The organism is Pseudofrankia asymbiotica (assembly GCF_001983105.1).
GTDB lineage: Bacteria > Actinomycetota > Actinomycetes > Frankiales > Frankiaceae > Pseudofrankia > Pseudofrankia asymbiotica.
In genome coordinates this window covers 66,249-83,807 of the sequence record NZ_MOMC01000019.1, presented here as the reverse complement: position 1 = coordinate 83,807, position 17,559 = coordinate 66,249, and the positions used below count along the sequence as shown (strand labels likewise).

13 protein-coding genes are annotated in these 17,559 nt (G+C 72.3%); 2 read left to right on the top strand and 11 right to left on the bottom strand.

Annotated features, from left to right (window positions below; all coding sequences use genetic code 11):
- Nucleotides 1-236: 236 nt before the first annotated feature.
- The 6 genes from BL253_RS43655 to BL253_RS11285 all read right to left on the bottom strand — a co-directional run bounded on the left by BL253_RS43655 (nt 237) and on the right by BL253_RS11285 (nt 7,813).
- Entirely contained in the window at nt 237-407 is a 171-nt protein-coding gene (locus tag BL253_RS43655; protein ID WP_241834710.1) for an endonuclease V, read from the bottom strand.
- Nucleotides 408-486: 79 nt separating this feature from the next.
- On the bottom strand, nt 487-801 hold the full coding sequence (locus tag BL253_RS11305) for a VOC family protein (protein WP_076816169.1): 315 nt from the start codon (nt 799-801) through the stop codon (nt 487-489).
- 378 nt (nt 802-1,179) lie between these two features.
- Nucleotides 1,180-1,545 carry a YacL family protein gene (locus BL253_RS11300; RefSeq protein ID WP_076816168.1) on the bottom strand — a complete coding sequence of 122 codons (366 nt, stop codon included), beginning with the start codon at nt 1,543-1,545 and terminating at the stop codon, nt 1,180-1,182.
- A gap of 12 nt (nt 1,546-1,557) precedes the next feature.
- A complete protein-coding gene (locus BL253_RS45340; RefSeq protein WP_081438225.1) occupies nt 1,558-2,547 on the bottom strand; it encodes an EndoU domain-containing protein in 990 nt (329 codons plus the stop codon).
- Nucleotides 2,441-5,713: an ATP-binding protein gene (locus tag BL253_RS11290; RefSeq protein WP_076816165.1), complete on the bottom strand. Its 3,273-nt coding sequence runs from the start codon at nt 5,711-5,713 to the stop codon at nt 2,441-2,443. The genes BL253_RS45340 and BL253_RS11290 overlap by 107 nt, the downstream gene beginning before the upstream one ends.
- Nucleotides 5,714-5,728: 15 nt before the next feature.
- Complete coding sequence (locus tag BL253_RS11285; RefSeq protein ID WP_076816163.1) at nt 5,729-7,813, bottom strand: proline-rich domain-containing protein; 2,085 nt, start codon at nt 7,811-7,813, stop codon at nt 5,729-5,731.
- A 781-nt stretch (nt 7,814-8,594) separates the two neighbouring features.
- Here BL253_RS11285 and BL253_RS11280 point away from each other — a divergent pair.
- On the top strand, nt 8,595-9,479 hold the full coding sequence (locus tag BL253_RS11280) for a hypothetical protein (RefSeq protein ID WP_338013705.1): 885 nt from the start codon (nt 8,595-8,597) through the stop codon (nt 9,477-9,479).
- A gap of 43 nt (nt 9,480-9,522) precedes the next feature.
- On the opposite strand, the gene BL253_RS11275 is transcribed toward BL253_RS11280, so the two are convergent.
- From BL253_RS11275 to BL253_RS11265, 3 genes are all read right to left on the bottom strand, one after another.
- On the bottom strand, nt 9,523-11,139 hold the full coding sequence (locus BL253_RS11275; RefSeq protein WP_076816160.1) for a serine/threonine-protein kinase: 1,617 nt from the start codon (nt 11,137-11,139) through the stop codon (nt 9,523-9,525).
- A gap of 274 nt (nt 11,140-11,413) precedes the next feature.
- A complete protein-coding gene (gene dhaL / locus BL253_RS11270; protein ID WP_081438229.1) occupies nt 11,414-12,247 on the bottom strand; it encodes a dihydroxyacetone kinase subunit DhaL in 834 nt (277 codons plus the stop codon).
- A 63-nt stretch (nt 12,248-12,310) separates the two neighbouring features.
- On the bottom strand, nt 12,311-13,357 hold the full coding sequence (locus tag BL253_RS11265) for a dihydroxyacetone kinase subunit DhaK (protein WP_076816193.1): 1,047 nt from the start codon (nt 13,355-13,357) through the stop codon (nt 12,311-12,313).
- A 611-nt stretch (nt 13,358-13,968) separates the two neighbouring features.
- On the opposite strand from BL253_RS11265, the gene gnd reads away from it, so the two are divergent.
- Complete coding sequence (gene gnd, locus BL253_RS11260) at nt 13,969-14,988, top strand: phosphogluconate dehydrogenase (NAD(+)-dependent, decarboxylating) (protein WP_076816158.1); 1,020 nt, start codon at nt 13,969-13,971, stop codon at nt 14,986-14,988.
- A gap of 219 nt (nt 14,989-15,207) precedes the next feature.
- On the opposite strand, the gene BL253_RS11255 is transcribed toward gnd, so the two are convergent.
- Nucleotides 15,208-15,735, bottom strand: a complete 528-nt coding sequence (locus tag BL253_RS11255; protein ID WP_198946237.1) for an NUDIX hydrolase — start codon at nt 15,733-15,735, stop codon at nt 15,208-15,210.
- A gap of 150 nt (nt 15,736-15,885) precedes the next feature.
- The gene (locus BL253_RS11250) at nt 15,886-17,427 is read right to left on the bottom strand and encodes a dihydrolipoyl dehydrogenase family protein (RefSeq protein ID WP_076816189.1); all 1,542 of its coding nucleotides are present in this window, start codon (nt 17,425-17,427) and stop codon (nt 15,886-15,888) included.
- Nucleotides 17,428-17,559 lie beyond the last annotated feature (132 nt).

Genomic DNA, 17,559 nt, shown 5'->3' with positions numbered 1-17,559 from the left:
CCGTGTGGATCTCGGCGTTCCGCGGAACCGTGTGGATCTCGGCGTTCCGCGGAACCGTGTGGATCTCGGCGTTCCGCGGAACCGTGTGCCAAGTCAGGCAGCAGATCGGGCGGCGCGGCGAGCCGGGGAAGATCGGTCTCCCACGCCTCCAGCAGCGGTGGCGACTCCCGGAACGACAGCAAGCGGGACGTGGGGAAAGCGGCCCGCCCAACTACCGTGGCCGACGAGACGGCCTCTCAGCCGGGCGCGGCGAGGACGACAACTGCGGTCGCGAGCAGATCCGTGTCGGTGTCGTAGGCGACGTCGAAGCCTGCCATCGTCGTCACCAGTTCGGGGCCGCGCGCGTCGGCCCGGACGAGCCGACGCAGCTCTGCCTGCAAAACCTCGGCATTCTCGATCTGTCCCACCAGAACCCCTCGTCCCGCTTACCGTGACCGAGCCGGGCGCGGGCCAGCTCGGCTCAAAGAGTCATTTCGCTGATCGCACCTACACGACCGTGACTTCGACCGTTCGATTGTCAGGATCACGTAGCAGATGCGTGCCCTTGGCGAGTCGGCGGTCTTTCGGCAGACCACGGGGAACGGTGATCCCGATTCGGAGCACGCTCGTTGGGCCMCTATTACCCGCGGGATAAAGTTCAAGACCCCCGCCGTCGCCGAACGCGGTGGCAAAGTGATACGGACCATTGTCATGCTGTTCGAAAATAAATCTCAGGCCAAGATTTTCATAGAATGTTCGACAAGCCTCGATGTCATCTGAGTAAAGGACGATCAGGTTGACTCGTGCGGTCTCGGGTATCACGACGCGTCTCCTAGTAGGAATCTGGCACGGTGCTCGACGGATTGCCAAGAAAACGGCGCACCGTGCCACCGCGTCGGTGCGCGATCCGTACACCTCGTCATGCCCGCCCTGTTAGGGCTCTGATGTAAAGCGACGAAAGTCACCCGAGACGTCCGTCGCTACACCGACGAACACGCCTCCACTGAGTGGAGACCGTCGAAGCCGGTGTGCGCACCAAATCCGCCGAATTTGCCGCCACCGGCTCCCAGTTGTACGTCCGGTCGCGTCGTCGCGGCCCGAAGGCTCATCGCCGCACCAGTACCAATGTGGCCTCCCGTGGCCCGGCTGCTCCCRCCGGGCGGCCGAGCGTCCGAAGCCTCGGCCTCGCATTGACCTCCGTCACACGCGATCGTCAGCGCGCCCGACGATGAAGGCCTGGTAGTTGTCGAGCACGCGCTCGAAGTCGTCGCCACTCAGAGTCACGTCGTCCCACTGCTCGTAAAGGGACTCCAGGATGACCCGATCGGCCGCGAGCGTCTGCGCCGTCCCGTTTCCGATGACCGTCGGCGAACCGTTGGACTGCGCTTCCGCTAGGGCGGACCGATATTCGGCGATGCCAGTCGGAGAACGGCCGACATCGGTGAAGAGCCAGTCCAGGATGGCGGTCCGGACCAGTGTCCGCGTGGCGGGGTCTATATGTGCGGGTGGATCCACGTCGATCGACCCGTCTGGTGTTTCGTAGAACCTCCAGTCAGTGTTCTCCATCCGATGTCCTTTCTAAGGCTGGTCTCTGGCCGGGAACGCGGTGCGCGGCGCCCCCGATGGATCGACATAGAACTGTACTAAAACGCCACGTGATTCTCCGGTCCACTGCTTTCCTGGGCCGGATAGGGGATCACCTCGCGCCAAGGCCGGTCCTATCTTATGATCATAGGCGTCCGTGTACGCCTGGTCGAYTACGTCCCGGACGTCGCTCGCCGACCAGCTGTCGGGGAACATGCTGTGCCGCGGTACGGRCTTACGAACCCAATCTCCCGTCGTCGGCTCCCTGAACGACACATCCGCCCGATATGTGCCGTTGTTGTTCTGGTGGACGACGGTGTCAACGCGGCGGTCGCTCGGCGGATTGCCGTCGGGCGCGCTGTGAAATCCGACTGGCTTCCCTTTCTTGTTCCATTCGCCGTGGAGAATGTGCTCGTAGACCTTCTCGTTGATCTCCGGGCGCGGGGGGATCTCCCGAGGCGGGCCGGCCTCGAGCCGACTGAACTTRTCCTGCGGCGCGRYGTCGACGGTTCGAGGCACTGTTCGCTCGGACTCAAGCGATGGACGTTGGTCCTGGGCCCGATATGTGTCGGTAGGACCGGTCCTTCGGTCGCCGGGAACGGCATCAAACCGTGCGGCCTTGTCCTCCACGGTGGGCGGTCGCTCCCGCGCTGTCGAGTCCGGGCCGCCATCTGGCCTGCCTGGCTCGTCGCGGTCGCCGTCACCGACTACTCCCGGGCCGGCCCGGTTTTGGCGTGGGGCATCGTCCGCGCGGGCTGAGCCCCGGGCGACGCGGCGATCGAGCGCCGCCGCACTGTGCTCGGTGGTCGACTCGGGCGGAGGCGGAGGCGGCGGCGGCGGAACATCCGTGGTCTTCGGCCGGTCGGCAGCCACCGCGTCAACTCCTCGCCAGGTCGGAACGTGCGTCGAGCAGGTCCGCGATCTGGAAGGCCAGCTCGTCGAGGACTGTGCCGGCGCACGACAGCCGGAGCCCCGCGCGAACATCGTTCGGTGTTATGCCGCCGCTGAGCGCGCGTACCGCGGTGACCAGCCCCGATATGACCGGATCTCCAACGCTGACGAGATCACTGTGCTCAGAGAAGAGCGCGCTGTCGCGTAGCTCGGCGTACTGGTCCAGGACCGTCTCACCCGCGAGTGACAGCCGTCGCCGGAGCCAATCCGGGGTCTCGGGGTGCGGACCGTCGCCGGCATCTGGATGTCTCGCGGCCCGTGCCAGGGCCTGGCGGACATCCATCCAGCGGTAGGCGCCGGCGGTCCAGCGGCGGGTGTCGGCGTTGTCCGGGGGAGCGTTGGCGAGGATGCGGCGCAGGGTGTGGGCGAGGCGGGCGGCGAAGTCGTCGGGGTCGACGTCGGGTCGTAGGAGGATGACGCGGGCGGCGACGGCGCGGTCGACGACGTGGGCGAGCAGGCAGTCCAGGGTGCGTGCCGGGAGTGCGGTGAGCTCGGCGCGCAGCGCCTCGACGGGCGCGGGCGGCGCCTGGCCGAGCAGATGCGCGAGTCCGGTGACCTGGTGGGCGGCGACGGCCTCGACCCAGACGACGAGACGTGGTTCGTCGGCCAGGTGGGCCGCGTCGTTGACCTGGTCGAGGGTGCAGGCGGCGCGGATGTGGCAGTCGGCGCCGCACAGCGGGCTGCGGCGGCCGGCGAGCGGGGCGGCGTCGTAGCGGGCGTGCTCGGTCGACTCCCGGTGCGTGCCCGGGGTCATCCTGGTCAGTACAGGGCGGTCCATCCCGTCGACCGCGACCGCCGCGACACCCGGCGGGAGGGACACGACCAGCTCGGACTGTTCCTCGCGCAGGTTCATCGTCGCGCCGACGGTCTGGCGGTCCTCGGCGGACGGCAGTCGGTGCATCACCTTCAGCGCCGTGTTCTTCAGGACGTCGGGCAGGATCTTCGAGGGGATCTGCTCGACGACGATCACACCCTCGCCGTAGGCGCGGATCTCGGCGAGCAGTGACGCGAAGAGTTCCACCGCGGCCGCCGCCGGGCCGTCCTCGACGTTCCTGAGCAGCCGGTGGGCCTCCTCGACGACGAGCACGTGGCGCAGCTCGTCCGTCCCGGAGGCGCCGTGCCTGACACGCAGGTGTTCGACGATCCGGATGAGCACGACGCCGAGCAGGAACGCCTTGTCCTGGTCATTGGTGATGTCCTCGAGCTCGAACACCACATTGCGGGTCAGCAGGGCGCCGACGTCGAGCGGGTGGCCGCCCTCGAAGAAACGTCCCGGCGTGCCCTCGCGCAGCGAGCCGATCCGCACGTCGACGAAGCCGCGCACATCCGCCGTCACCTCGGCGCCGTACCCGATGTTCTCGACCACCCTGGCGGCCGTGCGCCGCAGGTCGCCGAGCGTCGGGTACCGGGGCCGGACCGGCACCAGGGGCTCGTCGTCCCGGAACCGCGGCCGGTGCTCGGGGCGCATCCGGCCGGCCACCAGGTCCCAGCCGGCCTCCGCGTAGCAGACGGTGAGCGCTCGGGCGAGGACCTGCGGGAACGGCTCGTGTGCCTCGAACGCCGCCAGGAACAGCGCACGCACCAGGTCGATGTGGCTCTGCAGCGGAAACCCCGGCTCCGGCTCCAGCGGGTTGAGCCCGGCGGGCGGGGCGTCGAGGCGTCCTGGCCTGATCACCAGGACATCGCTGTGGCCGGCGAGCCGGCCCGCCATGCGGGCGTACTCGGCCTTCGCCGGCTCCAGCACTAGCCAGGGCACCGGCTCGGCGGAGCGGGCCAGCGACTCCAGCAGGGAACGGACCGTCTGCGACTTGCCCGAGCCCGTCGCCCCACAGACGAAGCCGTGCCTGTTGAGCGTGGCACGCGGCACCGGCAGCACACCGGCCGCGGACCACGAGGCGTCGAGCACCTGGCCGAGCACCAGCCCCTGCCCCTGGCCCAGCCCCCGCCCGGTCGGGCTTCCTTCGTGGACGGTGACGGTGGCCGGCGCCATCGGCTCGCTCGCCGGTATGGACCCCTCGGGGGTGACGTCGAACGTGTGCGGGGTGACCAGCGTGATCCCGGGCAGTTCCCGCCGCGGTGGGCGCGCGAGCGCGGCGACGAGCTCACCGCTCGCGCGGAACGGGAACGTCGCCTCGACGCCCGCGGCGGGCCGGCCACCCAGACCCGGCCCGTTCGCCATCCTGGGCTTCTCCGCGGTGCCGAGCGCCCCCGCGAACGAGGTCACCTCGGCCGTGCGTGGTGTGAGCAGGTATGGCAGGCCATCCAGGTCGCCGGCGCCGCACAGCAGGGTGGCGGTCGTCCTGGCCGCCGCCGGGTCGGGGCCGCCGACGAGCACCCGGACGTCCCACATGCCGGCCGCGCGCGACCGCGTGAGCTCGCGGTATCGGGCCTCGGCCCGGTTGACCTCCAGCCGGCTGTGCTCGTCACCGCGCTGCTCATGCTGGCGGAGGAACGGGATCATGCGCAGGATGCCCTCGCGCTCCTCGTCGACGGCGGCGGCCGGCACCGGCCGCGCGATCACCAGCCAGGCGTAGGCCCCCGGCAGGTGGGCCGCGTAGTCGTCGAACGAGCCGTGCCGCGCGGGGCCGTCCAGGCCGGCCGCCCGACCCGGGGGACCTGCTGAGCCGCTCGCGTCCGGGGCGGCCCACAGGGCATCGGCCGTTCCCTCGCAGCGCAGCCAGCAGGGCAGGCTGGCCAGGGTGGCGGCGACGTCCGTGCCGCGGACCGGGGCGCCCCTGCTGCCCGGCGGATAGAGCACGGGGGACGCCTCGCCGGGCGTGTCGCCCGCGCCAGCCCGCGCCGGTGGGAAGTACGGCCGGCCGCCGACGAGGACCCGGATATGCGGGTCTCCGGGTACGCGTACCCAACAGACCGCTATCGCTGGGTCATCGCCAGTCAGACCGATGCCATCAGTAGGACGACCAATACCGGCAGCCGGCCGGCCCGGACCAGCCGGACTGACAAAGCCAGCCGGACCGACAGCGCCAGCCGGCCGGCCTGGGCCAGCCGGACCGACAGCGCCAGCCGGACCGCCGGGGCCTCCGGCGGCGGTGGCACCGCCGGAGGCGTCGCTGGTCAGGTCCGCGTGCGCCGCGAGGAGCGCGGCGAACAACTGGGCCGGCGCGGGGTCGGGGCGGTCCGTCGAGTCGGGCGGGCGGGGCGCGGAGAGCAGCCGGTGGAACCGGAATCCGTCCAGCATCTCGCTCGTCCCGGCCTACCGCTGCTGGCCGGGCCAGCCGTACGGCGGCGGCTGCTGGTGGTGAGGGCCCGTCGGGTAGCCCTGCTGGGGGTAGCCGGGCTGGCCCGGATACGCCCGCTGCCCGTAGGGGTTCTGGTAGCCCTGCTGCGGCGCCGGGATCTGCTGCGCACCGGCGTTGACGTAGCTCGGTCCGGGAGCGGTCCGGCCGGCGGTGATCTCCCGGGCCTGCCCGGAGACCCGGGGGAGCAGCACCACACCGGGGTTGCAGTCGCCGGGGCGGACGCGGGCTTCGCCTTCGCCGGTGCCGACCAGGATGAACGCGGTCGGCGCGAGGCTCTGCAGCACGGTCGGCTCGACGGTGTAGTCCTTCTCGCGCTGCAGGGTCGAGCCGGCGGTGTGCGACATCCCGGCGCTGACGTTCACCGTGTTCGACCAGGTCGACGAGTGCGACGTGGTGGTCGACTCGTTCCAGCCGCTGTTCTCGCCCTTGCCGCCCCCGCCGAAGTGCCTTCCGCCGCTCTTGCCCTTGGTCTCGGCCGTGCCGTCCTGTTCGCCGTAGGTGTTGCTGAGGCCCTCGTTGAAGTTCCTGCCGATCTGTTCGGTCAGCTGGGAGAGCACGAACCGGTGGCCCTTGCCGATGTGGTCGGCCGCGAGCGCCGCCTCGCGGGAGTTGCCCAGGCGCATGAAGATCGTCGCGCTGCCGCCGGTGCCGATCAGTCTCTCCGCGTCGTCGCCGAGGTGCTCGAACAGCAGGACGAGGCGGATCCGGGCGAGCTCGGCCTGCTTGATCAGCGCCTGCAGGGACTGCCGGCCGACGTGGTCCGCGCCGGCGATGACCAGGGTGTCCCGGGCGCCGTCCCGGCCGCGGCCGCGCAGCCGGTGCAGCAGCACCTGGATGAGGACGCGGTCGGTGAGGTCCTTGCGCCGGGCGCCGCCGGGACCCTGGCTGCTCGTCGCGAGGACCCGTAGGCCGGGCGCTCCCCACCAGGGGGTCTGGGCGCTTTCCAGCTCGGCCGGGTCCGCCAGCTCCGCTGGCCGCGCCGCGTCCCGCCCGGCGAGCGTGTCCAGCTCGGTGCCGAGGAAGCTGGCCTGGTCGGCGATGCGGTCACGCTGGCCGAGGTCGAACATTCCCTGCTGCAGCGCCTGGACCTCGTAGGCGGTGAACACGCCCTCGTCGACGGCCGCGCTCTGGCTGTTGACGACGCGTAGCGCCGCGGCGAGCCGGGAGAAGGTCAGCGGCATGCTGATCGACCGGGTGACGGCCCGCAGGATGCTGAGGTCGATCGCGCGCAGCGTGGGGTCGCTACCACCGCGACGGTCCGCGTCGAAGGCGTCGGCGAGCAGCTCGGCGGCGTCGATCGGGTCCAGTCCGGCCAGCGGGTCGAGCCTCTCCAGCGAGCGGGGCAGCTCCCGGACCTCGGCGGGCACGCCGGCTCCGTTCGCGACCATCACGAGGCCGGCGCCCACAGCCAGCTCGCTGAGGTCGACCAGCAGGACGCCGGCCCCGGTGGCGAGCAGGGAGGCGCCGCCGGTGGCGAGCAGGCTCGTCCAGCCGGCGGCGGTGCCGCCGAACACGTCCACCCGCGGCGCCGTCGAGGCGTCGAGGGGGTAGAAGTCCAGTCCCGAGGCGAGCCGGTCCTGCTCGGCCTCGTCGTGGTGGGCGACCCGCCGCTGCCAGTCGCCGTACACGCGTCGGTAGTCGTCGCGGTGCTGGGCGACCTCCGCGGCGTAGGCGTCCATGATGTTCTTGAGCTTGGTGTCCGCCGACCGGTAGGGCAGGTACCACCAGGCGAAGAACGCGGCGCCGACGAGCAGGGTGAACAGCCCGAGGCCGACCGAGGCACCCAGGATGGCGAGCCCGCCGAGGACGAAGATGCCGCCGGTGATGGGCTTCCAGATCTTGCCGAGGGAGTCCGCTCTCAGGTGTTCCAGGCCGGCGACGTACGGCCCGGGTGGGTCCGCGTAGACCGGCGGCTGGCCGGCCTCCGGGGACGGGACGGCACCGTGCGGCGGGGCGAACTCCCAGCCCCAGCGCTCGGCCGGCTCGAAGAGCCTGGCGAGGAGATCCTCCCTGAGCGCGTCGGCCCGCGGAGTGGTCACCCGGTCACCTGCCTGTTCCCCGGTGGCAGTCGTTCATCTTCGCCCATGGCGCTCATTTTGCCCGCCCGTGGGGTCTTGTTGACCTTACCGGACTGTAGATCGGCCGATGTTGCGGGTGCACAGGGGATGCCGGCCGTCACCGCTCGCCCCGGGGGTGGCCGACGAGCTGAGCAAGGGATCGCGGTGACCTGGTGAAACGAGGGTTCCCGGGCCGTGCTGGCGCGATACCTGCGGCGGTCGCGGCCGTCGGTGCGCGTGTTCGCGGGCTGATCATTTTTCCGGTGCGTTTCGTCACGCGGAGCGCCATGGCCGCCGGTCCGTCCGCTGTGATCCTCATGTGTCATCTTCGGCGTGGCGACATAAAGCCAGGCGAGTCGGTGCTGTCACAGCGTGTCCGGTTGCGTATCGTCGGTGATGGATTTTCGGCGAGTTAACGTCGACCGTGTAGGTTTCCGCAAGTAGTGCCGCTGATGCCGTTCGTGTCGACAGGGCCGCTGATGCCRTGACACATGGCGCCCGACACAGGGCGAGCGGCGTGTCGGTCCCGTGCTGAAAGCCCCGCCTGGTTGACATCGGGCACCTCGGCGAGCGAATTGCCGAGGTGGGAGGCTGGCGGGAGGACGAGGCCCCGTCCGGGGCGGAAGGAACGCCGGAAGCGGGACCGGGTGGCACRCAGGCCGCCCGTGACTGACGTGAGGGAGTCGCAGGAATGGCCTCACACCGGAGTGACCGCCAGATCGGGCGGCGTTGGCCCCGTTCCCGCCGCGGAATGGTGGTMAGCGTGGCCGCCGTCGGTGCCACCCTCGTCGTGGGCACCGCGGGCGCGTTCCAACTTGTCGGGTCCGACCACGAGCCAGCCACCCAGCAGTCCACGGAGCAGCGTTCACCCGCCGCGGCCGGTTTCGCGCTCGCCGCCCCGGGCCCGGGCGCGGCCTTCGCCAGCGCGGCCTCGGGAACCGGAGCATCCGGGGGTCTCGACAACGGCGGCGTGGGCGGCACCATGGTGTCTGGTGGGTCGGACGGCTCCGGAGAGGGGGACGCGGCCACGAGCATGGTCAGCGCCACCCTCCCGGGTGTCGGCGAATGGGCCGCCTCGCGGCTGCCCGCCGAGACCAGGCAGGTCATCCTCGTCAGCGCCCCCGGCCGGGCGTCGACCACCAACACGGTGACGCTGTGGCAGCGTGCCGACGAGCCGTCGCCCTGGACGCGCCAGGGGCTCCCGCTCTCCGGCCGCAACGGCGCGAACGGCTGGACCACCAGCCACCACGAGGGCGACCGCCGCTCGCCGATCGGCGTGTTCAGCCTGACGGCGGCGGGCGGCAAACTGCCCGATCCGGGGACCGCGCTGCCCTACGAGTACCAGCCGAGCTTCTTCGCCGCTGGCAGCGGTGATCTCGACGACCCGATGACGGCGGCGTTCAACTATGTCGTCGCGATCGACTACAACCGGATCCCCGGCCGGCCTCCGTCGGACCCGGCCCGACCGCTCGGGGAGCGGGCGGGCGGCGACATCTGGCTGCACGTCGACCATGAGGCCCCCACCAAGGGCTGCGTCTCGCTTCCGCAGGAGGAAGTGGGGTCGATCCTTCGCTGGCTCAAACCCGCCAGCCATCCCATGATCGTCATGGGTGACGCCCCCTCCCTCGCCGCGCGGACTCTCACCTGAGATGACGCCGGGCCGGAAGGTCGCTCGCGCGACCCGGCCCATGTCACCAGTTGGCGGAGACCTTCACGCCGCAGGGCGGTTCGGACAGGTAGACCATGCCTGGCTGGCCGGGGTCGAGCTGGACCGGGCCCGCGCCCTCGTGCGCCGTGACGAAGTCCAGCGTCCGGCCGTCGACCGCGCGCAGCGTCAGCTCGCACTCCGCTCCCGCCTCCAGGTCGACGGGGTCGACCTGGATCGGTCCCTCGACCTGGAACGCGTCCGTGTCGCCGGAATAGCCCTGCTGGGCGAACGGCAGCGCGACGCTGCCGGAACCCGCGGTGGCGGTCACGACGCACGAGTCGTGGCTGACGCTCCAGTTGAACTCGCCGGTGGCGGGGACCTGCATGGTCTTGCGTCCGTAGATATCGGCGAACTGCCCCTTCTCGCCGCTGACGGTTTCGATCAGGTCGACGGTGCAGCCAGGGTCATCCCCCTCGATCTGGTCGTCGACGGTGAGCCGCCAGGGCGCGGTCGCGCTGAACTGGACGCCGTTGTCGGTGCCGCCGCTCCCGCCGCTGTCGTCGCCGTCCCCGCCGCCGCTGGTCAGCAGGAGGCCGATGACGGTGCCCGCCGCCGCGAGCAGGACCACGGCCGCGGTCCCGAGAACGAGGGGGAGCCGGCGGCGGCGCCGGGGCGCGGGCGCGGCGGCCGGCTGTCCGTCCGTTCCGCCGGCGACGGTCGCGGACCACGGCGGCGTGGGCGGGACCGCGCTCGGGACGGGCACGGGAGTCGACGGCGGGGTGTCGCCGGGACCGCCCGCGAGGATCCTCGTCGCCGGGACGCTGGCGTCCCCGGGTGCCGAGYCGACGAGGGCCGTGTACAGGTCCGCCGCCGTCGGCCGGTCCGACACCTCACGGGCCATCGCGTTCACCACGAGCCCCCGCAGCGCCGGCGCGATCAGCTCACGGTCGATGTTGGGCTCGCCCGACGAGACCCGGTGCAGGATCACCTCGACCGGGCCGGTGCCGAACGGTGCCCTACCGCTCGCGGCGTAGCAGATCAGCGAGCCCCAGGCGAAGATGTCCGCGGCGCCCGTCGCCTCCTGGCCGGACACCTGCTCCGGCGAGTGCCAGCCGGGAGTGCCTACGAAGTGCCCGTTCGTCGTCAGCGCGGCCGCGTCGGCCGCCGCCGCGATCCCGAAGTCGATGACCTTGGGCCCATGCGGGGTCCACAGCACGTTCGACGGCTTGAGGTCACGGTGGATCATGCCGGTGGAATGGATCGAGACCAGTGCCTCGGCCAGTCCGGACGCCAGCAGGAGCTGGTCATCGGTGGTGAGCCGCCCGTGCTCGCGTACCTGATCGGCCAGGCTCGGCGCGTCCACGAACTCCGTCGCGAGCCACGGGCGGGTGGCGGCGAGATCGAAGTCGACGAGACGCGCCGTGCGCGTGCCACCGACCCGGAAACAGGCCTGGACCTCCCGCTGGAACCGGCGGCGGAACTCCGGGTCGTCGGCGAGGTCCTCCCGGATCAGTTTGACGGCCACACGCCCGAAAGGGCCTTCGGCGAGAAAGACGACGCCCATGCCGCCGGCGCCGAGTCGACCCACCACGCGATGGCGGCCGAGTTCCTCCGGGTCGCCCGGCCGCCGTTCCTGAACTCGAACACCGGTTTCGCTCATCGTCGGCGGTGCCCCCCACCTGTCCGTTCCGCGAGGTAGCGCGGGGCAATGACGCCGCGCACGGCTGAATATGCCACTCGCCGGACAGAGCCGGACTTTCGGTCGGGCATTTGACGGAACCAGGGCGTCAACGACTCCTGAGCTCTGACGCGGACTGGCGAATCACCCTTCGGCGATCCGCCTGCGCGTCGCAACCAGATACCTGGCTGCGCCAATGACGTTGCCGCCGAAGACGCGGGCCGCCCAGGACGCGGCCGCCGACGGCGACGGCGCCCTAGGCGAGCGCGGAGTCGAAGAAGAGCGCGACGGTAAGGGCTCCGGGGTCGAGAACGCCGCGGGCGACGTCGCCGACATAGGCGGCCCGGCCACGGCGGGCGCGCATGGACTCGGTGGCGAGCGCGCCGGCGCGCGCGGCGTCGGCGGCCAGCGCGATGCCTCCCGCCACGTTCAGGCCATCGGCGACGGCCGCGGCGAGCGCGTCGGCCGCGGGGGCCATGGCGTCGACCATGGTCTTGTCACCGGGACGGGCCTTGCCGAGGCGCTGGACTGTCGCCGTGCCGACGTCGACGCCCTTCGCCAGCTCGGCCAGCGTCATCGCCGGCGCGTCGCTGGCCTGGCCGATGCCGCGGAACCAGAGGCCGAACAGCGGGCCGCTGGTGCCGCCGGTGTTCAGGAAGCCGTGCGCGACGCCGAGGAACAGCTCGCCGGGGGCCGACGGCGGCGCCTCGTCGAGGCGCCGCTCCACCCGGCGCAACGCCCGGCGGATGTTCGCGCCGAAGTCGCCGTCGCCGGCCCGGCGGTCCAGCTCGCCGAGCTCGGTGGCCTCCGCCTCGAACCGTCGCTGGAAGGACGCGATCCACGCGTATGCCCCATCGAGGTCGAGCCCCAGGCCTCCGAGGCCGGCTTCGGCGATTCCCCGGGGACCCTGGTCGGCCGGCCGGCCCAGCGCGCGCGCTGCCTCCTCCCGCCAGGCCTGGTCGGGCCCGGTGAGCCCGATGGGCGCGTCGGGTTCCGCGTGGACGCGTTCGGGCGCGTCGTCCACCGGGCGGGCACCGTCCTGGCCGGGAACCCACTCGCCCGCGCCCTCACCGATCGCCGTACCGGCCATGTCGACCTGCCTCACCTGAGTCGAGGACCCGCCGGCCCGGCGGGTCCAGTCGCGCCACGCGGGCTACCAGCTCAGCGCGATCGTGCGGACGGGAGCGTCCCAGAGGGCGAGCAGCTCGTCGTCGGCCCTGGTCAGGGTCACCGAGCAGCCGGCCATGTCCAGCGACGTCACATACGGGCCGACCAGCGCCCGCTCGACCGTGATGCCGGCGGCGTCGAGGATCCTCGCCACCCGGCGGTGGATGACGGCGAGCTCCAGCCCGGTCGTCGCGCCCAGGCCGTTGGTGATCGCGATGACCCGGTCACCGCGGCCGATCGCCAGGTCGGCGACGAGCGGGCGGACCAGCAGGTCGGCGAGGTCGTCGGCGGGCGCGAACGCGCGCCGGCCGACGCCGCGCTCACCATGGATGCCGACGCCGAACTCCACCTCGTCGGCGGGCAGGTCGAACGACGGCCGCGCGGCGCCGGGATGCGCGCCGGCGGCGAGCGCCACGGCCATGGACCGCGATGTCGCCGCGACCCGTCGGCCGATCGCGGTGACCCGCTCCAGGTCGGCGCCGGCCGACGCGGCGGCGCCGACGACCTTCTCGACCACGACGGTGGCGGCCGTGCCCCGCCGGCCGGGGCCGTCACCCGTCATCGACGTGGTCGCCAGGTCGTCGTCGACGAGGATCTGGCGGACGGTGATCCCGTCGTCGGTGGCGAACTCGGCCGCGATCTCGAAGTTCAGCACGTCGCCGGTGTAGTTCTTGACGACGTGCACCACCCCCGCGCCGCCGGACACGGACTGGGTGGCGGCCAGGATCTGGCCGGCGGTCGGGCTCGCGAACACCGCGCCGGGGACCGCGGCGTCGAGCATGCCCTCGCCGACCATGCCGACGTGCAACGGCTCGTGGCCGGAGCCGCCGCCGGAGATGACCGCGACCCGCCCGGGCGGCGCCGCCTGCGCGCGCGCGACGAAGCTGGGGTCCCGATTCCAGCGGATCAGTCGGGGGTACGCGCCCTCCAGCCCCTCCAGCGCCTCCTCGACGACGTCGTCGGGATGATTGACGAACTGGCGGCGCGGCGTGCTGACGAGGATCTGGTCCGGTATCGCGTCCTGAGCGGTCATCGCCGGCGACACTCCGTCTCACCCAACTCGGGATCTCACGCAACTCGGTCAACTCTGGCAACTCGGGGCACTGTCCTGGGTCGACGCCCGCGACGGACACCCGCCGCGACGTGCCCGCCGACCTGTCGGCCGGCCTCGGCGCCACGGGCCGGCCTCGGCGCAACGGGGCATCGAGGCCTGTCATCGACGGCGGGCAGGAGGGCTCTCCCGGGTGTACACCCGGGGCCGCCGCGGGATCAAGAACCGCCCCGGCCAGTCGCCGCCGCCGTTGCGGGGCGCCGTGTCCGGCCGGTCCTTCGAGCGCTTCCGGTCCTTCGGGCGGTGGTGAGTGGCGAACCGGTTACGTCGACGGGTCCACTGGCCCAGCCCCCGGATGGGACGGTGACGGACGGAGTATGAAGAACCCAGGCGATCACGGCTGGCCGGCCCGGTCTTCCCGCTGGGAAGAACCACGTCGCCCCACGCCCCGCGCGGATCGTGGCGGGCGGGCGCGGAGGGTACGCGGAGGGTATGAGGGTAGGGCCGGCCGGGCCGGTGGTAGGCCGGTAGGCGACAGGGCGGCGGACGCGGCGGGCGGCGACGCCCGTCATGGGGACGAGCGGAGACGCGACATGCAGCTGGGGATGATCGGCCTGGGCCGGATGGGCGCCAACCTGGTGCGCCGGCTCACGCGAGGCGGCCACGAGTGCGTCGTCTACGACGTCAACGCGGACGCCGTCGCCGCGCTGGCGGCCGAGGGGGCGACGGGGACGAACTCGCTGGAGGAGTTCGCCGCGGCGCTGACCACCCCGCGCGCGGCCTGGGTGATGGTTCCCGCCGGGCTGACCGGCGACACCGTCTTCAAGCTGGCCGACCTGTTCGAGCCGGGCGACACCATCATCGACGGCGGCAACTCGTACTACCGCGACGACATCGAGCGGGCCAAGGCGCTGGTACCGAAGGGCATCCACTACGTCGACGTCGGTACGTCGGGTGGCGTCTTCGGCCTGGAGCGCGGCTTCTGCCTGATGATCGGCGGCGAGCCGGACGTGGTGAAGCGGCTGGAGCCGCTGTTCGCCACCATCGCCCCGGGCGTCGACGCGGCGCCGCGCACCCCCGGCCGCTCGGGCGAACCCACCCAGGCCGAGCAGGGCTACCTGCACTGCGGCCCGGTCGGCGGCGGCCACTTCGTCAAGATGATCCACAACGGCATCGAGTACGGGATGATGGCCGCCTTCGCCGAGGGTCTCGGCGTGCTGCAGAAGGCGGGGATCGGCAGGACCTCGGCGGCCGACCACGACGCGGAGACCACCCCGCTCACGCATCCCGAGTACTACCAGTACGACTTCGACATCCCGGAGGTCGCCGAGGTGTGGCGGCGCGGCAGCGTCGTCGCCTCCTGGYTGCTCGACCTCACCGCCGTCGCCCTTGTCGAGGACCCGGAGCTGGCGACCTTCGGCGGCCGGGTGTCGGACTCCGGCGAGGGGCGCTGGACGGTGCTCGCCGCCGTCGAGGAGGGCGTCCCCGCGCACGTCCTCACCGCGTCCCTCTACGAGCGCTTCAGCTCCCGCGGCGAGGCCCTCTACAGCGACAAGATCCTCTCCGCCATGCGCAAGCAGTTCGGCGGCCACCACGAGAAGCCGTCCAGCTGACCCCGCTCCACCCATCCCGCCCAACCGGCGCCGCGCGCCCGCCGGCCGCGACCACCGGGGGCGCTCGCCGGTAGCCGTGGGACGCGGCGGCGAAGCAGCTGATATTGGGGCGAGAACCCCGAATCCGCCCCAATATCGACTGCCTGGCCGCCGCTCGTGCTCGCCGCCGCTTGCCCTGGTGGCCGCCCGTCCTCGCGGTTGGTTGTCGTCGGATCGACGTCAGGGCTGAGGGGCCACCTGGTCGAGGAGGCGGTCGAGGAAGGGGAGCAGGCCGCGGACGAGTCTGGCGCGGGCGGCTGGGAGGTCGCACCACGCGACCCGGTCCACCTCGGGGAAGGCCTGGACGCGGCCGGAGCCGCGTGGCCATTCCAGCTCGAAGGTGTTGCTCACCGCGGTGGCCGGGTCGAAGTCGCCGCGCAGCGCGTAGGCGGTGACGACCTTCCCGCCGGACTGGCGCACGTCACCGAGCTCGATCCATGGGCCGTCGGGCGGGGCTGATCCCAGCTCCTCCGCGAACTCGCGGGCCGCGGCGGCGCGTGGGTCCTCGTCCGGCTCGTACTCGCCCTTGGGGATCGACCAGGCGGCCTCGTCCTTGCGCGCCCAGAACGGCCCGCCCATATGGGCGATGAGCACCTCGAGCCCGCCCCCGACGTCTCGGTACAGCAGCAGGCCCGCGCTGCGCCGCCTCTGCTTCTGCGCAGGAATCGGACCCCGCTCCTCCCACTGGCGACCACCCGAACCGAACATACGACGCCCTGCCGCGTCACCCGCCCGTGGATGTGATCGCCTGTCGTGCCCCGCGGTGGTCGCGGAACCGCGGCAGTTACAACCGCCGGAGGACCGAAACCGCGATCATGCCGGCGACGGAACGGGGCGGCGGGCCTGTCAGAGGCGGAGTCAGAGGCCGTAGGCCTCCAGGAGGCGAAGCCAGACCTCGCTGACGGTGGGGAACGAGGGGACGGCGTGCCAGAGGGTCTCCAGAGGGACCTTCCCGATCAGGGCGATCGTGGCCGAGTGGAGCAGCTCCTGAACGTCCTGGCCGGTGAAGGTGGCGCCGACGATGACCCGGCGGTCCTCGTCGACGACGAACTGGGACGTGCCGACGAGGCCGACGCCGCGTACCGACGAGCCGGCGACGCCGCTGGTCGGGACCGATACCGCCCGGACCCGCAGGCCGGCGTCGCGCGCTCCCGCCTCGGTCAGGCCGACGGCCGCGACCTGCGGGTCGGTGAACGTCACCCGGGGGATGGCCTGGCTGCCGGCGACCTCGACCGACTCGGCCCCGGAGGCGTCGCGGCGGCCGGTGACGATGTCGGCGACGACGCGGGCCTGGTACTTGCCCATGTGGGTGAGCAGCGCCCGCCCGTTCACGTCGCCGATGGCGAACAGCCAGTCCTCCACGCCCGCTCCGTCGCCACCGCCGCCCGCCGCGTCGGCGTCCGCGCCGGATCCGGTCCCGGTCACGGTCTTCACGCCGACGGCGCGCAGGTGGCTGTCGACCTCGACCGGCCGGCCGGGCGTCAGGCCGACCGTCTCCAGGCCCAGGTCATCGGTGGCGGGATGCCGGCCGACGGCGACGAGGATCTCGTCGGCCTCCACCTCGTCGCCGTTGTCGAGCGTGACGACGACCGGGCCGCGATGCTCGTCGTGCGCCGCGTGCTGACGGCGCACGGCGGTGACCTTCTGGCTGGTCCGGACGACGATGCCCTCGGCCTCGAAAGCGTCGGCGACCTCCTTGCCGGCGAACGGCTCCTCGTGGGCGAGCAGCCGGGGCTGGCCCTCGACGATCGTCACCTCGACGACGCCGAGCCGGCGGAACCCCTGCGCGAGCTCGGTGCCGACGGCGCCGCCGCCCAGCACGACCATCCGGCGCGGAACGGTCGTGGCACCGGTCGCGGACCGGTTGTCCCACGGCTCGACCTCGGCCAGGCCCGGGATCGGCGGTCTGAACGCCGTCGTCCCGGTCGCGAGCACCACCGCCCGGCGTGCCGCCAGCCGGCGGGGTTTCCCGTCGGACTCCTCCGGGACCACGGTCTCGGTCGTGTCGACGTCGACGAGCCGCCGGCCGGCGAGCCGGCCCCGGCCCCGGACGATCGTCACCCCGCGGTCACGCAGCCAGGGGGTCTGGCCCCTGTCGGAGAAGCCGCTGACGATCTCGTCCCGGCGGGCGAACGCGGCGGCCGCGTCGATCTCTCCTGTCACCGCGCAGGCCGCGCCCGGAACGCGGCGCGCCGCGGCGAGCACGTCGCCGGGGCGCAGCAGCGTCTTGCTGGGCATGCAGCCCCAGAAGGAGCACTCGCCGCCCACCCGCTCGTGCTCGACGACCGCGACCGACAGCCCCGCCTCGGCGAGCCGGCCGGCGGCCACCTCCCCGGCGGGCCCAGCCCCGATGACGACGACGTCGAACGTCTCCACGCCACCCGCGTCCGCGCTGCTCATCCGGCGCCACCTCGTCTCCGGCCCGACCTGCCTGTGTCCGTACGCCTCGACCCACATCGACGTCTTCCCGCCGCAGGGGTGTCCAAGCGGCGGCCCGCGGCCCATGGCCGGCCTGGCTATCCTCCGCCGGTG